The organism is Paraburkholderia monticola, assembly GCF_001580545.1.
GTDB lineage: Bacteria > Pseudomonadota > Gammaproteobacteria > Burkholderiales > Burkholderiaceae > Paraburkholderia > Paraburkholderia monticola.
Genome location: NZ_LRBG01000038.1, coordinates 27,390 through 44,375 on the forward strand (window position 1 = coordinate 27,390; position 16,986 = coordinate 44,375).

At 64.6% G+C, this 16,986-nt stretch carries 12 protein-coding genes; 7 read left to right on the forward strand and 5 right to left on the reverse strand.

What is annotated here, in order from left to right:
* Positions 1–107 precede the first annotated feature (107 nt).
* The 7 genes from CI15_RS27685 (at position 108) to CI15_RS27715 (ending at position 8,633) form a co-directional block, all read left to right on the forward strand.
* Positions 108–1,250 (forward strand): acyl-CoA dehydrogenase family protein, encoded by a 1,143-nt coding sequence (locus CI15_RS27685; RefSeq protein ID WP_062134325.1) that lies wholly within the window; start codon positions 108–110, stop codon positions 1,248–1,250.
* A 90-nt stretch (positions 1,251–1,340) separates the two neighbouring features.
* Positions 1,341–2,522 carry a lipid-transfer protein gene (locus tag CI15_RS27690; RefSeq protein ID WP_062134327.1) on the forward strand — a complete coding sequence of 394 codons (1,182 nt, stop codon included), beginning with the start codon at positions 1,341–1,343 and terminating at the stop codon, positions 2,520–2,522.
* A gap of 14 nt (positions 2,523–2,536) precedes the next feature.
* Positions 2,537–3,736 (forward strand): acyl-CoA dehydrogenase family protein, encoded by a 1,200-nt coding sequence (locus CI15_RS27695; RefSeq protein ID WP_062134329.1) that lies wholly within the window; start codon positions 2,537–2,539, stop codon positions 3,734–3,736.
* A gap of 15 nt (positions 3,737–3,751) precedes the next feature.
* Positions 3,752–4,900, forward strand: a complete 1,149-nt coding sequence (locus CI15_RS27700; protein WP_062134331.1) for an acyl-CoA dehydrogenase family protein — start codon at positions 3,752–3,754, stop codon at positions 4,898–4,900.
* A 325-nt stretch (positions 4,901–5,225) separates the two neighbouring features.
* Positions 5,226–5,993, forward strand: a complete 768-nt coding sequence (locus CI15_RS27705; RefSeq protein WP_062134334.1) for an enoyl-CoA hydratase/isomerase family protein — start codon at positions 5,226–5,228, stop codon at positions 5,991–5,993.
* Positions 5,994–6,037: 44 nt separating this feature from the next.
* A complete protein-coding gene (locus CI15_RS27710; protein ID WP_062134337.1) occupies positions 6,038–6,757 on the forward strand; it encodes an NAD(P)H-dependent oxidoreductase in 720 nt (239 codons plus the stop codon).
* 13 nt (positions 6,758–6,770) lie between these two features.
* Complete coding sequence (locus CI15_RS27715) at positions 6,771–8,633, forward strand: acyl-CoA dehydrogenase (protein WP_062134340.1); 1,863 nt, start codon at positions 6,771–6,773, stop codon at positions 8,631–8,633.
* 56 nt (positions 8,634–8,689) lie between these two features.
* Here the strand turns inward: CI15_RS27715 and CI15_RS27720 are convergent, their stop codons facing one another.
* From CI15_RS27720 to CI15_RS27740, 5 genes are all read right to left on the reverse strand, one after another.
* Positions 8,690–9,823 carry a formylglycine-generating enzyme family protein gene (locus CI15_RS27720; RefSeq protein ID WP_062134343.1) on the reverse strand — a complete coding sequence of 378 codons (1,134 nt, stop codon included), beginning with the start codon at positions 9,821–9,823 and terminating at the stop codon, positions 8,690–8,692.
* Positions 9,824–9,879: 56 nt separating this feature from the next.
* On the reverse strand, positions 9,880–11,532 hold the full coding sequence (locus tag CI15_RS27725) for a sulfatase-like hydrolase/transferase (RefSeq protein WP_062134346.1): 1,653 nt from the start codon (positions 11,530–11,532) through the stop codon (positions 9,880–9,882).
* A gap of 233 nt (positions 11,533–11,765) precedes the next feature.
* Positions 11,766–12,914, reverse strand: a complete 1,149-nt coding sequence (locus tag CI15_RS27730) for an acyl-CoA dehydrogenase family protein (RefSeq protein ID WP_062134350.1) — start codon at positions 12,912–12,914, stop codon at positions 11,766–11,768.
* Between the two features lie 47 nt (positions 12,915–12,961).
* Complete coding sequence (locus CI15_RS27735; protein ID WP_062134353.1) at positions 12,962–14,074, reverse strand: CaiB/BaiF CoA transferase family protein; 1,113 nt, start codon at positions 14,072–14,074, stop codon at positions 12,962–12,964.
* A gap of 176 nt (positions 14,075–14,250) precedes the next feature.
* The gene (locus CI15_RS27740) at positions 14,251–16,968 is read right to left on the reverse strand and encodes a winged helix-turn-helix domain-containing protein (RefSeq protein WP_062134357.1); all 2,718 of its coding nucleotides are present in this window, start codon (positions 16,966–16,968) and stop codon (positions 14,251–14,253) included.
* Between the last annotated feature and the right edge of the window lie 18 nt (positions 16,969–16,986).

Sequence of the window (16,986 nt, forward strand, 5' to 3'; positions counted from 1 at the left end):
TTCACGATCCAGGGTAACGGCGGCAGTCTGTGATGTCGGGAAGCGTATCGACCAATTCGGCCTGTCCGGATGGGCGTGACCAGAAAACTATTTGAGGAATTCATATCATGTCGTATCAACTGCCCACAGAAGAGCAGAACCTGGCTGTCGAGAGCTTTCGGAAGTTCCTGCAGTCGGAAGTCAAGCCCGTTGCGAAGGAGTATCGCGACCGGTTCATCCCCAAGGGAAAGATGCGCGAGCTCACGGAGCGCATCGCCGAGTTCGGCCTCCCCGGCTGCACCATTCCCGTCGAGCATGGCGGCATGGGCTGGTCGTTCGCCACGCAGGGCATGCTGTTCGAGGAGCTGGTCGCCTGCTCGTGCGATATCGCGCTATGCGTGATGCTCAACATGGGCCTCGCGTCCATGCTGACCAAGGCGCGGCCGGAAGTGCGCGAGCGGTACATGCCCGATGTGCTCGCCGGCAAGATCTTCGGCTCCATCGGCATCAGCGAGCCGGACGTCGGCTCGAACGTCGCCGAGATCAAGACGCGCGCCGTGCGCGACGGCGATCACTTCATCGTCAACGGCGAGAAAACGTGGATCACCAACGGCGTCTATTCCGACGTCCTGATCTGCACGGTGCGCGGCGACAAGGGTCTCTCGCACATTCTCATCGACCGTAAGGAGCACGGCTACGAGTCGCGCAACATCGACAAGATCGCGCTCGGCTCGCAGTCGACCGCACAGATTTTCATCACCGATGCGCGCGTGCCGGCGACCAATCTCATCGGCGAGGAAGGCGAGGGCCTGCGCAATACGATGAAGGTGTTCGAGAACGCACGCGCTCACGTCGGCACGCTCTCGGTCGGCATCATGCGCGCCGCGCTGGAGGAGTCGATCGCCTACGCCAGGGAGCGCAAGCAGTTCGGCAAGGTGATTGCCGCACACCAGCTCATTGCCGCCAAGATCGCCAACATGGCCATCATGGTCGACGCGGCACGCCTCATGTGCCAGCGGGTGTTCGGTCTGATCGACGCAGGCGTGCGCTGCGACCTGCAGGCATCGATGGCGAAGGCGTTCGCGACGGAAGCCGCCGTCAAGGTCTGTCGCGATGCGGTACAGCTTCACGGCGGCAACGGCATCACCAGGGAGTTCAACGTGGAGCGACTGTTGCGCGAGGCGATCATCATTCCGATTCCCGATGGCACGACGGAGATCCAGCAACTCATCATCGCGCGCGCGCTGACGGGTGTGCCCGCTTTTGTCTGAATTCAGCGGGCCTAACGCGGGGCGCGCCCCCTTTTGAACGAGCAATGCCGATCAGTCCGATCGGCGCCCATAGCAACTGAAGGAGAACGTATGACGCGCAAAGTCGTTGTCGCAGGCGTGGGCATGGTCCCGTTCCGCAAACCCGGCACCAGCGAAACCTATGACTTGATGGGCGCCGAGGCGGCGCGCCTTGCGCTGGCCGATGCCGGCGTGACGTATCAGGCGATCGAGCAAGCCTACGCGTGCTTCGTCTACGGCGATTCGACGGCGGGCCAGCGTGCCCTTTATCACGTCGGCATGACCGGCCTGCCGATCATCAACGTCAACAACAACTGTTCGACAGGTTCGACGGGCCTTTATCTTGCGCGTCAGGCAATCGAGGCCGGCGCGCTCGATATCGCGCTCGTAGTCGGCTTCGAGCAGATGAATCCGGGCGCGCTCGGCAGCTACTTCAACGACCGGCCGTTGCCCTCGGATCTGTTCCTCGAACAGTGCGACCGCCTCGGCGTGCCGGCCGAAATCCCGCCGGCGCTGCGCATTTTCGGCGGCGCGGGCATGGCGCATATGAAGCGTTTCGGCACGCCGCTCGAGAGTTTCGCAAAGGTTCGTGCCAAGGCGAGCCGCCACGCCGCGAACAATCCGCTCGCGGTATTCCGCAAGGTCGTAACGGCCGAAGACGTGATGGCGGATCAGGTCATGTGGCCCGGCGTGATGACGCGCCTGATGGCCTGCCCGCCCACCTGTGGGGCCGCCGCCGCAGTGCTGTGCAGTGAAGAGTACGCACGCCGTCACGGCCTCGACACGCGTGTCTGGATCGCAGCGCAGGCGCTCACGACCGACGGCCCTGAGTCGCTCCAGGGCGACGACCTGCGCGATGTCGCGGGATACGGCATGGCGAAGCGCGCGGCACAACAGGTCTACGAGACGGCCGGCATTGGCGCCGAGGACGTGAACGTGATCGAACTGCACGATTGCTTCGCGCACAACGAGCTGATCACCTATGAAGCGCTCGGGCTATGCCCGGAAGGCGGCGCAGCGAAATTTATCGATGACGGCGACAACACTTATGGCGGAGGTTATGTCGTCAATCCGTCGGGCGGCCTGCTTTCGAAGGGACATCCGCTCGGCGCCACGGGACTTGCGCAATGCACGGAACTCGTCCAGCAACTGCGCGCCACGGCCGGCGAGCGGCAGGTCGCGGGTGCGCGTGTCGCATTACAGCACAACGTAGGCATAGGCGGCGCGTGCGTGGTCACGATGTACCGCAACTGAACGGGGAGACGGCGATGGATTTCCAACCTGATGCGGGGCTCGACGCGTTCCGCGAGGAGGTGCGCGCATTCCTGCGCGAGCATCTGCCGCGCGATCTGGCCGGTAAGCCGGTGGGCAGCGTGCGCTCCATGCGCGCGGATCTGGTGCGCTGGCAAAAGATCCTGAATCGGCACGGCTGGGGCGCGCCCTATTGGGCGCAAAAAAACGGCGGCACGGGCTGGACGGTGATGCAGCGCCTCGTCTTCGACGAAGCGTGCATCGCTGCGGGCGCGCCGACCCAGGACGGCTTCGCACAGAAGCTGCTCGGGCCGGTGCTGAACGAGTTTGCGTCGCCGCAGCAGCAGGCCGAGCATGTGCCATTCATTCTGAACGGCGAGCGGCTATGGTGCCAGGGCTTCTCCGAGCCGGGCTCGGGCTCCGACCTCGCCTCGCTGCGCACCCGTGCGCAGCGCGAGGGCGATCACTACGTGGTCAACGGCCAGAAGATCTGGACGAGCTACGCGCACGAGTCCGACTGGATCTTTCTCCTCGTGCGCACCGACACGGAAGTGAAGAAGCAGGCCGGTATCAGCTTCCTGCTCGTCGATATGAACACACCCGGCATCACCGTGCGTCCGATTCGCAGCATCGACGATTGCCATCATCTGAACGAGACGTTCTTCGATAACGTGCGCGTGCCGGTTGCGAACCGCATCGGCGCGGAGGGCGACGGCTGGAAGATCACGAAGTTCCTGCTCAACAACGAGCATGCGAGCGCGGCGGATCTGCCGATCCTGCGCCGCTATCTGATGCAGTTGCGCACGCTCGCGACGACGCAGCGCGCGGGTGCGTCACCGCTGATCGCGCAGCCGGCATTCGCGCTTCGTTTTGCGCGCCTTGAAGCTGAGGTGAGCGCGGTCGCGATGATGGTCGAGCGCGTCGCCGCGATGGAGCAGGATCACAGTCCCGCCGCGCACGCGATGGGCTCGATGCTCAAGGTGCGTGGCACCGAGCTTCAGCAGCGCATCAGCGAATTCATGGTCGAAGCGCTCGGCGACTACGGCGCGGTGGCCTATCCCGAACCGCACGACGCGTGCCTCGATGCGCCGTTGCCGTGCGAGGACGTGGCTCGCGGCATGGCCAACGAAATGTTCTTCCGGCGCGCGTCGACGATCTATGGCGGCACGAGCGAGGTCCAGCGCGGGATCATCGCCAGGATGCTATTTCAACTTTGAGTCGTCGGATCGATCATGAACTTCAATCTCAATTCGGAGCAGCAACTGCTGCAGGATAGCGTCCGGCGTTTCGTCGACAGGGACTACGGCTTCGATGCCCGAACGGCGCTCGTGAAGGCACGCACGACGTCGAGCGCGTTGCACTGGCAAACCTTCGCGGACAACGGCTGGCTCGCGGCCGCGTTGCCGGAGTCGTGCGGCGGCCTCGGCGGCTCGCTGATCGACACGGTCTTGATCGCGCAGCAACTTGGGCGCGCCCTGGTGATCGAGCCGTATCTCGGCTGCGCCGTGCTGGCGGCTCAGACGCTGTGGGCGGCGGGCACGCCTGCGCAGCGCGAGCATTGGCTGCCGGCGCTTGCCGAAGGCTCGCGCAAATTTGCGCTCGCATACAGCGAGGCGCAGTCACGCGGCTTTCCGGAGCCCGTCGCGCTGATGGCGGTGGCGACGCCGGAGGGCTACTCGCTATCGGGCTGCAAGACACTGGTGCTGGGCGGCGCGGATGCGCACGCCTTCATCGTCTCGGCGCGCGCTTCGGACGCGGACGGCATCACGCTCGCGGTAGTCGATGCCGATGCGCCCGGCCTCGCGCGCCGCATGCTGCCGCTGCACGACGGCAGCTTTGCCGCCGAACTGACGTTCGATGCGGTGCAGGTGAGCCGCGATGCCGTATTGGGTGAGCCCGGCAGCGGTCTTGCCGCGCTCCAGCATGGACTGGCCCACGCGAGCGCCGCACTCGGCGCCGAGCTGGTGGGCGGCATGGAGAAGGCCATCGAAATCACGGCCGAGTACCTCAAGGTGCGCCAGCAGTTTGGCGTGCCGATCGGCAGCTTCCAGGCGCTGCAGCATCGTCTGGCGGACATGGCGGCTGAAATGGAGCTTGCGCGGTCGATGCTCTACGCGTTGCTCGCATCGCTCGAAAACGACGACGCGCCGGCGCGGCAACGCGCTGTTTCTCAGGCCAAGGCTGTGATCGGGCGCGCCGCGCGTTTCGTGTGCGCTCAGGCCATTCAGCTTCATGGTGGCATCGGCATGACCGAGGAATATCAGGTTGGCCACTATTTCAAGCGCGCGGTCGTCGCCGACGCGCTGTTCGGCAGCAGCGATGCTCACGATGCCGCGTGTGCTGCGCAATTGCAGAACGCGTATCGCGATTGCCGCGGATGACAGGCTGACGATCAGTCGGGAGGCGTTCGCGAATAGGATGCCAATTCCCGAATCCTCCCGCTGGTCACGGAGTGCTTGAAGTAGCGGTAGATTTCACGCGGCAGGGCTGATTCATGTTCGGCCGTGCCGGTACCCCGCGAAAAGGAAGGGGAAGTCAGCTATGGCCCCCGTCTAGACTTCCTGACGAACCGTCTCGATTCGACATCAACGATCCCTCACCACGCCATCAATCAATGGCGGCTCTGCGTCGGCATGTGCTTTCACCATGTCGCCCTGTCAGTCCACGAATTGAGCCTGCGCAAGCCCTGAAAACAAGGAACTTTCAATGGAATATCAGTATTTGCTGCTCGACGTCGCAGACAAGGTCGCGACGATCACCATCAACCGTCCCGACAAAGGCAACGCACTTGCGCCATACGTGCTCGAGGAAATCATCGCCGCCTTCACGAGCCTGGGCGAACGGGAGGACGTCAACGTAGTCGTCCTGACGGGTGGCGAGCGATATTTCTCGGCGGGCTTCGATCTCAACGAAATCCGCAAGCTGGAGAAAGTCTCGAACGAAGCGTACACGGCGCTGTTTCATCGCGCCTACCGCGCGATTCTCTTCTGTCCGCAGCCGGTCATCGCCGCGGTGGGCGGCCCGGCCATCGCAGGCGGTTTCGATCTGACCATGATGTGCGACATCCGCTACGCCTCCGCCCGCGCGAAGTTCGGTCAGCGCGAAGTGATGCTGGCGCTGACGCCGGCACTCGATCCGTTGTGGCGAATCATCGGGCTCGGCCGCGCCAAGGAAGTCGCGCTGACGGGGCGCATCTACGACGCGGCAGAAGCGGAACGGATGGGCTATGTCAGCCGCGTGTATCCGGACGGCGAGCTGCTCCCGGCGGTGAAGGCCATCGCGACAGAGATGGCCGACTGCGATCGCATGTGCCTGCTCGAAACGAAGCGTCTTTCCAATCAGTTATTGAATCTCGATCTGGACGGCGCAATGCGAACTCAAGAGTGGCTGTTCCGCAGCTATATCGGCTCGGACGAGAATCATCGCCGCATCGACGCGCTGCAGGCTCGCCTGGCCGCTGACCGCCGCAAGTAAAGCGTCACCCACCCTAAACCAGAAAAGCACAGGAGAACGACGCGATGAACGTACTGATCGTGTTCGCCCACAACGAGTCTCAATCGTTCAACGCATCGATGAAGAACCTTGCCGTCGAGGAATTCCAGGCGCGAGGGCACGAGGTGAAGGTATCGGACCTGTATGCCATGCAATGGAACCCCGTAGCGAGCCGTGATGACTTCGGCAGCCGCGCGAATGCCGATTACCTCGTCTATGCACTGGAGCAGCGCCACGGCTACGAGAAGAAAACACTGGCGCCCGACATCCAGGCTGAACTGGAGAAGCTGGAGTGGGCCGATCTGGTGATTTTCAACTTCCCGGTCTATTGGTTTTCCATGCCGGCGATTCTCAAAGGCTGGGTCGACAGAGTCCTCATTTCCGGCCGTTGCTATGGCGGAATGCGGTTCTACGACCGTGGCGGACTGAAGGGCAAGAAGGCAATGCTGGCCATGACCATCGGCGGCCAGCAGCACATGCTGTCCGGGGATGGCATTCACGGCGAGCTGGAAGACATGCTCCGGCCGATTCTGCGCGGCACGCTGGGCTATACCGGCATGACCGTGCTGCCTCCGTTCGTTGCCTGGCATGTTCCCTATATCAAGCCCGAACAACGCGCCGATATGCTGGAGCAGTATCGCCAGCGGCTGCGGCAGATCGACAGCCTCGTGCCGCTGCGGTTTCCGTCGATGGACGATTTCGACGACATGCTGCGCCCCAAGGCGGCACACAGCGAAACCAATTGAGAGGGACGCCGCCATGTCATTGATTCTTTCCCGCCGCGACCTGAACTTCCTGCTGTACGAATGGCTCGATGTCGAGAAGCTGACGACAGCCGCGCGCTATGCGGACCATTCGCGCGAGACCTTCGACGCCGCGCTGGCCACGTGCGAAAAGATCGCCACCGATCTCTTCGCCACACATAACAAGAAGAACGACGAGCACGAACCGCATTTCGACGGCGAGACCGTGCATGTCATTCCCGAGGTGAAAAAAGCGCTCGATGCCTTCAGCGAAGCGGGCCTGATGGCCGCTGGGCAGGACTACGAGCTTGGCGGCATGCAACTGCCGGTGGTGGTCGAGAAAGCAGGCTTTAGCTGGTTCAACGCCGCCAACATCGGCACCACGACTTTTCCGTTCCTCACGATCGGCAATGCGAATCTGCTGCTGGCCTACGGCACGCGCAAACAGATCGACACGTTCGTGCGGCCGGAAATGGAGGGTCGTTTTTTCGGCACGATGTGCCTGTCGGAACCGCAGGCGGGCTCGTCGCTCTCGGACATCACCACGCGCGCCGAGTACGAGGCGGATTCGCCGCTCGGCGCGCAATACCGTTTGCGCGGCAACAAGATGTGGATCTCCGGCGGCGAGCACGAGCTCTCGGAGAATATCGTCCACCTCGTGCTCGCGAAGATCCCCGCTCCGGACGGCAAGCTGGTGCCGGGCGTAAAGGGCATTTCGCTTTTCATCGTCCCGAAGTACCTGGTTGGCGAGGACGGCTCGCGCGGCGAACACAACGACGTGGTGCTGGCAGGCCTGAACCACAAGATGGGCTATCGAGGCGTCACCAATTGCCTGTTGAATTTCGGCGAGGGCGTGGCCTATCGACCTGGCGGCAAAGCGGGGGCGGTTGGCTATCTCGTGGGTGAGCCCGGCCAGGGCCTCACCTATATGTTCCACATGATGAACGAGTCGCGCATCGGGGTAGGGCTGGGTGCGGCGGCGCTCGGTTATACGGGGTATCTGCATGCGCTCGACTACGCGCGCAACCGTCCGCAAGGACGCGCCACGGGAGCGGGCGGCAAGAACCCGGCGAGCCCGCAGGTCAAGCTGATCGAGCACCCGGACATCCGCCGTATGCTGCTGGCGCAGAAGAGCTACGCCGAGGGCGGACTCGCGCTCAATCTGTATTGCGCGAAGCTCGTCGACGAGACACGCGCCGCCGAAGCCGCAAACGCCAGTCAGAATGCGCGGGACTACTTGCTGCTGCTCGATATCCTGACCCCGATCGCAAAGAGCTGGCCGTCGCAATGGTGCCTCGAAGCGAACGACCTGGCGATTCAGGTGCACGGCGGCTATGGCTACACGCGCGAATACAACGTCGAGCAGTTCTACCGCGACAACCGACTGAATCCGATTCACGAAGGCACGCACGGAATCCAGGCGCTAGACCTGCTCGGCCGCAAGGTGACGATGAAGGACGGCAAGGCGTTGCGTCTACTCGTCGAGAGGATGGAGGGGAGCGTCGCGAACGCGACGGCCACCGGCGACAGGGCACTCGTGGAATACGCCGCGACGCTCAGTGAGAAGTTGACGCGGCTCGTACAGGTGACCGACGCGCTATGGGCCGCCGACGATCCCCCGCTGACGCTCGCGAACGCCTCGGTCTATCTGGAGGCATTCGGCCACGTGGTAGTGGCGTGGATATGGCTCGAGCAGGCGCTTGCGGCGCAGGCGGCTCTCGCTGGCGCTGAAGGCGAGGAAGACTGCGCGTTTTATCGCGGCAAGCTTGCCGCCGCGGCGTATTTCTATCGATGGGAATTGCCGCGCGTTGGTCCGCAACTGAGCCTGCTTGCCTCGTTGGACAGAACCGCGTTCGACATGCAGGACGCGTGGTTCTGAACGGCATGGGCTGCGATGCTTTCGTGCTCGCTCGGCATCCGCCGAGCGAGCGCGGCTTACCGTTTGAACACGCGTTCGCGGTCCCACTCGTCTTCGTCCATCGCGAGCCGGAAGCCAAGATGCGACATGCTGTTCATCGGGTCCGTGCCGCGGCGTGCGCTGGTGCGATAGCTGATGCAGTAGGTTTCGCTGCACAGGAACGAACCGCCACGCGTCACGCGTTCAGGGGCCGAGGCGGTCGGTCCGTTATCGGGGTCGTAGCTAGAACCAGGGCCCTGCGGATCTTTGACAACATGCCCGGAAGCCGCCTCAGTCCGAAAAGCGTCCGCGCGATACCAGTCGGCGACCCATTGCCAGACGTTGCCCGCCATGTCGTACAGGCCATAGCCATTCGGCGCGAAGCTGCCCACGGCCGTCGTACCTACCTGAACCTTTTCGTGCGTGCCGCGATCTTCGGTGACGGGAAACGGACGAGCCGCATCGTCCCAGGTGTTCGCCATCTTCTTGCCGCCAGGCGCGAACTCCTTGCCCCAGGCATAGTCGGCCTGTTCGAGGCCTCCACGCGCCGCGTATTCCCATTCCGCTTCGGTCGGTAGTCGTTTGTGCGCCCAGTGCGAGTAAGCGAGCGCATCCTCGTAGGACACCTGCACGACGGGATGATTGTCCTTGCCGGCGATGCTGCTGCCCGGACCGTCAGGGTGCCGCCAGTTCGCGCCGGGTACGAATTTCCACCAGCGCGAATAGTCGTTCAGCGCGACCGGCGCATCGGTGCCAGTGAAGACGAGCGCGCCCGGGACGAGTGTGTCGTCGGCGGGGCGGGATGTGCCCGGTGGCAACTGAACCGCGAGATCTTCCCAGCGCGGCTTGCGCTCGGCCGTCGTGACATAGCCGGTCGCGGCGACAAATCGCGCGAACTGTGCGTTAGTGACGTCGTTGCGGTCGATCCAATAGCCATGTACCTCGACGTCGTGCGCGGGTCGTTCGTTGGCCAGCGCGCGCGGGTGCGCGCTGCCCATCACGAATTCTCCACCCGGAATCCACACCATGTCCTTCGGGCCGGCCGAGCCGTCGCCCACGCTGAGCGGCGCGGGGTCCTTGAAGCGCTCATACGCGGCGATGGCGGTGCCGGTCATGAGAAGCGCGAGCGCAACCGCGCCCGCCTTGTGCCAATGCTTGTTCGATAGCTTCATTGCTGTTTCCAATGCCAAAAGCGCCGACGTCGGGTTGGACGTCGGCGCAATCAAGCCTACTTCAACGAGGCCTGGGTTCTGGGCGGGTACTTCTTGAGCACCTGCTGATAGCGTGCGAACTCCATCACGAGCGGCACGCTGGCCGGAATATGGCGGATCGCGATCGACTCCTCCTCTTTCGGGTCCGTGTAGAGGTTGAAGACCAATACGGTCCAGGCATCTCCGACCATCCCCGCGAAGCCGCCGTTGTACCCCTGATGGGTCACGGCGTCCGGAAGCTGAAATTTCTTCATCAGCTTGAATTCGTCGACACGCACCGCGGAAAGCTGGTCGTTCCAGAAGTAGAAGACGCTGCGCCGGTTAGAGACTCCCTTGTCGGCGACAAGGAACGAGGTCTGGTCGATGCCGTCGATGTACGTCGTCGGCGGCACGAGCTTCGAGAGACCCGCGCCGGACGTGCCGGCGAGCGCCACCGAGGTGTTGAACAGGTCAGCGAAATCGAACAGGCCATCGGAGCGCCGCGGCTCGACCATGCCCTTCCAATAGACGAAGAACGGCGCGCGCACTGCGCCCTCCCAGGTCGAACCCTTGCCGCCACGGAACATGGAGCGCGCAGCGGGCTGGACTTCCTGCTCGGGGCCGTTATCCGATGTGAAGAAGACGATCGTGTTGTCCAGTTCGCCGTTCGCCTTCAAGGTGTCGATCAGCTTCTTGAACATGTCGTTGACCTGCACGATGCAATCGCTGTAGTTCGTGCGCGCCGCCGAGCGTCCGGCGTAGTAGTCGTTCGGATAGTTGTCGAAGTGGCAGGCACGCGGCGCGTAGTACAGGAAGAACGGCTTGGTCGCGTTCTTCTGGCGGTCGAGGAACCCGACGGTGTAATCGAGCCACTTGGTGTCGAGGTCCTTGATGGTGTCGGTGTTGATCTCGTACAGGGGCTCGATCTGTCCACCCTTCACGGCGTGCACGTCGCTCTTGTTGAATGGCAGATTGAGAATGTATTTATAGCGCTGCGGGCTCAACGCGATTTCCGGGTTGTATTGCGGGTCGCGCCACTCGGTGTACATATCGGAGACCGAAAGGAAGCCGCGGAAATCGTCGAAGCCGACGTTCTGCGGCTGCGAGCCCGTGTTCTCGCCCATGTGCCACTTGCCGACCGCCTGGGTCGTGTAACCGGCGCGCGAGAGCAGTTCCGGCAACGTCGTCAGCCCTTCGAGGCCGCCCGGCTGACCGTACATCGGCGGGATCTGGATGCCGTGGTGGGCGGGGTTCTGCCCGGTCATGATGGTCGCGCGGGTCGGCGAGCAACTCGGCTGCGAGTAGGCCGACGTCAGCACCAGACTCTGGTTGGCGATGCGGTCGATGTCGGGTGTGGCATTGCCCACGGCCTCGCCGCCGCCGTTGAAGCCGAAGTCGCTATAGCCCACATCGTCGAGCAGGAAGACCACGATGTTGGGGCGCTTGCCGGTTTTCTGTTGCAGTGCTTGGAGCTTACGGACGGCGTCCTGCTGCTGATCCGCGTGCGCAATGACCGGTTCCATGTTGTCCGCGAGCTTGACCGTGCGGGACGCCAGGTACTGGTTGGGCTGGTCGTAGCCGGCCAGGCCCTGTTCCTTCGTGGGTTCGGTGATCGTCTGCGCGCCGACCGCGTGCGAGATGACCAGCGTCGCTCCAGCTGCAAGAAGCAAAGCTGGGATGATGCGTTTCATGGCGTCTCCTGCCGTTGTGGTAATTGACCGTGACTGGCCGGCGAGCGGGCCGGGCGCCGGCAGGCGCTGCGCTACCACCCGGTTCGTCGCCGCAGTCGATCTGGGAAAGCACGAACATCTGATGTCGTCCACCGTGCTCGCTCGGCCCGGAAGGCGACTCAGATTTGAAAATTACGGGATATGGCGCATCGAATCACCCCCCGTTAGTAGGGGGCGATGTTTCGAATGCGGAGTCAGGCCAACTGACGCGAGATGATGAGTTTCTGAATGTGGCTCGTGCCTTCGTAGATCTTGCAGACGCGCACGTCGCGCAAATAGCGCTCCACCGGGAAGTCGCACAGATAGCCATATCCCCCGTGAATCTGCAGCGCGCTCGAACAGACCTTTTCGGCCATTTCGCTCGCGAACAGCTTGGCGATCGACGCTTCCTTCATGCAGTCCGCCCCCGCGTCGCACAACCGGGCGGCATGGAGGCAGTACTGAAACGCCACGTCGACTTGCGCGGCCATGTCGGCCAGATCGAACGCGACGCCCTGCAGTCGTGCGATGGGCGCGCCATAAGCCTCACGCTCGTTGGCGTACTTCACCGCCGCATCGAGCGCGCCGCGCGCCGCGCCCGCCGCGATGAAGGCGATCCCGATGCGGCCATCCGACAAACCGCTCATCACCGTTCGGTAGCCGTCCCCCTCGGCGCCAAGCCGGTGCTCAACAGGCACCCGGCAGTTTTCGAGCGCGATCTGCGCCGTGTGGGCGGTGTGCTGACCGAGCTTGTCCTCGACGCGCGTCGTGACGTAGCCGGGCTGCGACGGATCGACGATGAACGTGGTGGCGCCGCGCTTGCCGGCCGCCTTGTCGGTGATCGCGAACGCCACGCCCACGCCGGCCTCGCTGCCGTTGGAGATGAACTGCTTCGAGCCATTGAGTACGTAATGATCCCCGTCGCGTACCGCGCTCGTGCGCAGAGCCGCCGTGTCCGAGCCGGCATGGGCTTCGGAGAGCAGGAACGCGCCGATCGACTCACCGCTCGCCATCGCGGGCAGGAAGCGCTGCTTCTGCGCTTCGGTGCCGTTCTTCGCGATGCACATGGCTGTGAAGTTGTGGACGTGCAGGATCGTGGCAAGGCCCGCGTCGTGAGCGGCGAACTCATGCTGCGCGAGACAGAAGTCCAGCACGCCCGCGCCCGTGCCACCGTAAGCTTCGGGCACTAGCATGCCGAGAAAGCCCAGTTCGGCGAGCGCCTTGATTTCCGCGCGCGGCCATGCGGATTCGCGGTCACGCTGGGCGGCCGTTGGCGCGATGAGGTCGTTCGCGACGCGGCGTGCCGAGTCGCGAATCATGATTTGCTCTTCGCTGAGGAACAGGCTGGAAAGATCTTTACTCATGGATCGTCGTCCTTGTGTGGGGGCGGTGCGGACCGGGCCAGCGGCGCTCAGCGCGCGTCCCAGTTGCGCAGAACTTCCTGCGTGTGTTCGCCGCGTCGCGGGATCGGACCCGGGCCGGGTAGCGGTGTGACCGAAAAGCGCGGCGCAGGGTTGGCCTGCAGGACGCCGTTCTCGTGCGTGTAGACGCCGCGCGCCTGCATGTGTGGATGCAGCGCGGCTTCGTCGGGACTGAGTACGGGCGCGAAACAGGCATCGCTGCCTTCGAGCAGCGCGCACCAGTCATCGCGTGTGCGGGTGGCGAAGAGATCGGCGAAGCGCTGGCGCAGCTCGGGCCATGCGCTGGCGTCGTAGGCTTTGTCGAATGCGGGGTCGTCGGCGAAACCGAGCTTGTCGCGCAGCAGGCGATAGAACTTGGGTTCGAGCGAGCCGACCGAGATCATTCCGCCGTCCGCGCAGCGATAGGTGTTGTACCAATGCGGACCGTCGAGCAGGCTCTGGCCACGTTCCGCCGTGAACTTGCCGGATGCCTGAAGCGCGAGCAGCAAGGTCATCATGTGCGCGCTGCCGTCGACGATCGCGGCGTCCACCACTTGCCCTTCGCCGCTCGCGCGCGCATGCATGATCCCCGCGAGCAGCCCCACGGCGAGATAGAGCGCGCCACCGCCAATGTCGCCGACGAGGCTCGGCGGCGTGATCGGCGGCTCGCCCGGCTGGCCCGAATACCACAGTGCGCCAGACAGCGCGATGTAGTTCAGGTCGTGCCCTGCGGCATGCGCGAGCGGGCCGGTTTGTCCCCAGCCCGTCATGCGGCCATAGACGAGCCGCGGGTTGTGTTGCAGGCACACGTCCGGGCCGAGGCCTAGGCGCTCCATCACGCCGGGCCGCATGCCCTCGATCAGCGCGTCGCATCGTTCGACCAGTTGCAGCACGGTCTGGACACCTTCGGGTGTTTTCAGATCGACGGCGAGCGAGCGCTTGCCGCGATTCGGGATGTCGTGATTGCCGAGATCGATGCGGTCGGCGTCGGGGTCGATGCGATCGACCACGACCACGTCCGCGCCCAGATCCGCGAGCAACATGCCGCAAAACGGTCCCGGTCCGATGCCCGCGACTTCGAGCACGCGCACGCCGGTGAGCGGGCCTTGCCTGGAGGGTGCCATGGTTTCCCCATCATCATTGAATGCGGCCAATGATAGAGAGCACGCCGAGCGCAGACACCCCTCGGAAGGAAAGGGGGCGTCGTGTCGCGCCGCCCCCTATTCGCGGCAGGGGCAGGTGCTGCGCAGAGTGTGCGCGACCCCGCGCGAAGCCTGGCTGCCGGGCTTTCGCCGCCCGCTCACTCGATATGGCCGTGCTCGCGCGCCCACGTCATGGCGTCGTAGCGCGAGGAGACGCCGAGCTTCGTGAGGATGTTGCGCACGTTCCATTTCGTGGTGCCGACCGAGATGTTCAGCGTCAGGGCAATGCGCTTGTTGGACATGGCCTGCGAGATCAGCAACAGGATCTCGCGTTCGCGCGGCGTGAGGTTGACGCTTTCGCGCGCGAGAGTCTGGGCGTCTTCCCTGCGGGGGCGGGTGGACGGCGGGGTCGAGGCAGAACTGGGCTTCAGCAGCGAGTCGAGCAGCGCCCTGGCTTGCGGGGATAGCGTCGCTGCGTTGCGCAGCGTGCCGAACAGCGGCGCGAGTGGTGCGCCGTCGTCGATGAACGTGCGCACGAGTCCGAGAGCCGCGCCCGCGTTCAACGCATCGACCAGGCATTGCCGCGCTGACGACGCCTGCTCGATGTCCTCATAGGCCGCCGCGGCAAGCAGGTTCACACGCACGAGCAGTCGATCGCGGCCCGCCGATAGCGCGAACTCGCGCACCTGTTCGAGGGCGTTGAGTGCTTCGGCAGCGTTGCAATTCACCAGCGCGAGACGTGCGCACGCGAGCGCCGCGATGGCACGCGTCTCTGCGGCCGGGTGCGGGCTGTCCTTGTCGGCGACGGCGAGGGCGGTGAGCGGCGTCAGCATGCCTTGCGCCCGCACGTGATCGCCGTCGGCAAGCAGGATGCGCACCGCTTCTCCCAGCATGAACGCGGCGGGCCGGGGCAAGCCGAGATCCTGGAAGTGCGCGGCCTGGCGCTGCAGAAAGGCGAGAGCCGCCGCGGGACCCTGATCGATGCGGGCGAGCCGGGCGTGAACGAGCGACGCCTGCACCATCACGTCGGGCCACGAGGCGCTCAGCAGGCTGGTCCGGTTGGCGAGCACGTCGCGCGCATCGGCAATGCGGTCGAGCTCGTAGTACGCGTCGCCGAGCATGGCGGCGCACAGGCCGGCGCAGACGGAGTGCCTCCCGTAGGTCGTCTCGGCCTGCTGGAGCAGTGCCGCGCCAAGCCGCGCCGTCTCGCGCACCTGGCCTTGCTTCAGATAGGTCGCGGGCAGCGTGGCCTCGAACATCAGCGCGATCTCGCTGCCCCGATCGTCACTCTGCACGGCGTGTTCGTCGTGCAGGCGCAGCGCTTCACGGATGCGGCCCTCCTGCGCGAAGGACGTCACCAACGCACCGATATAGACGTATTGCAGGGTCGGGTTCGACGGCCACGACTCTTGCGGGCGCTCGAGCAACGCGAGGACGTATTGGTTGTCGTCGCGCTGCATCGCGATGGTCGCTTCGGCCAGCGCGAGCTGGATGTCCATGCCCGGCAGGCGCGCGGAGTCGCTGCGCTTCAACTGATCGAGCCAGCGCTGCGCCTGCGCGGGTCGTGCTGTCAGGGCATAGGTCAGGCAGCCGAGAAAGGCGAGCCGGGGATGCGCGAAGTGGGTGTCCGCGGGTAAATGGTCGAGCAACTGGACCATCGCGCCGACGGCGCTGAAACGCCAGTCGGCCGGCATCGCGCTTTCAATCGTTCGTACCGCGAGCGCGAGGTCGCCGCCGAGCTTGGCATGACGCACGGCATCGACGAGCCTCTGCTGGCTCGCGAACCACGCGCTCGCGCTGCGGTGCAGCGCCTGCACGATGTCGCCGTTGCGCGCGGCGAGCCGGTTGCCGAGAAAATCGCCGAGCAACGGATGAAAGCGATACCAGGGCGTGCGGTCCTCGCTTTCGACGCGCTGGATCAGCAGGTACTCCTCCTCGGCGCGTTTGATGAGATCGGCAGCTCGCGTTTGGCCCGTGACGTGCGAGGCCAATGCCGCGTTGAAGCGCCGAAGCGGCGCGAGCATCTCGAGGAACGCGATCATCTCCGTCGGTACCTGCGCGATGACGTCCTCGGCGAGATAGTTCTGCAGATCACCCGAGCGGCGCAGGAACATCGGCAACTGACTGCGCGTGGCGGGCCGGTTGCGCAGCATGATCGCGATGAGCTGCAAGCTGGCCGGCCAGCCGTGCGTGACGTCCTGGATCAGCTGGTGTTCGTCGGCCGTCAGCTTGAGCGTGGCGAGATTCTGTTCGAAGAAGGCCTGGGTCTCGTCGAGGCTGAACGGCAGGTCCTCGAAGCCGGCTTCGGCGAGCTGGCCGTACACCCGCAGACGGCTGAGCGACAGCGGCGGGGTGGTGCGCGAGGCGATCACGATGTGCAGATTCGCAGGGCTGTGGGTGACCAGCTTGCGCATCAGCTCGTGCGCCCACGGGTCGTCGACGTGATGATAGTCGTCGACGAAAAGATAGATGTGCTTCGCAACGCGCTCCGCGAGCGCGATGATCGTCGCCGCGACAGGCTCGACCGGCCACGCCCGATCGTCGTCTTCGGCGCCGGGGATGTCTTCCGGCGCGACGCCGAGTCGCGCGAGGGCGCCGAGCAGGTCGTGCCGGAACACGGCCCCGTGCTGATCGTCCGCCGAGAGCGCGAGCCAGGCGACTTCCGCGCCATCCTTCATCAGTTCCTGGCGCAATTGCACGAGCAAGCTGGTCTTGCCGAAACCGGCGCTGCCGGTAATGAGCGTCAGCGCGCACAGATGGGCGTCGCGCAGGCGCTCGAGAAGCCGCTTGCGCACGATGAGGCGCGGGCCGACGCGCGGCGGCGCGAATTTCCCCGACGCATCGGGCTGGTCGGACAGAGGTGTCTGCAACGTCATGGCGGTGTCTGGATCTGG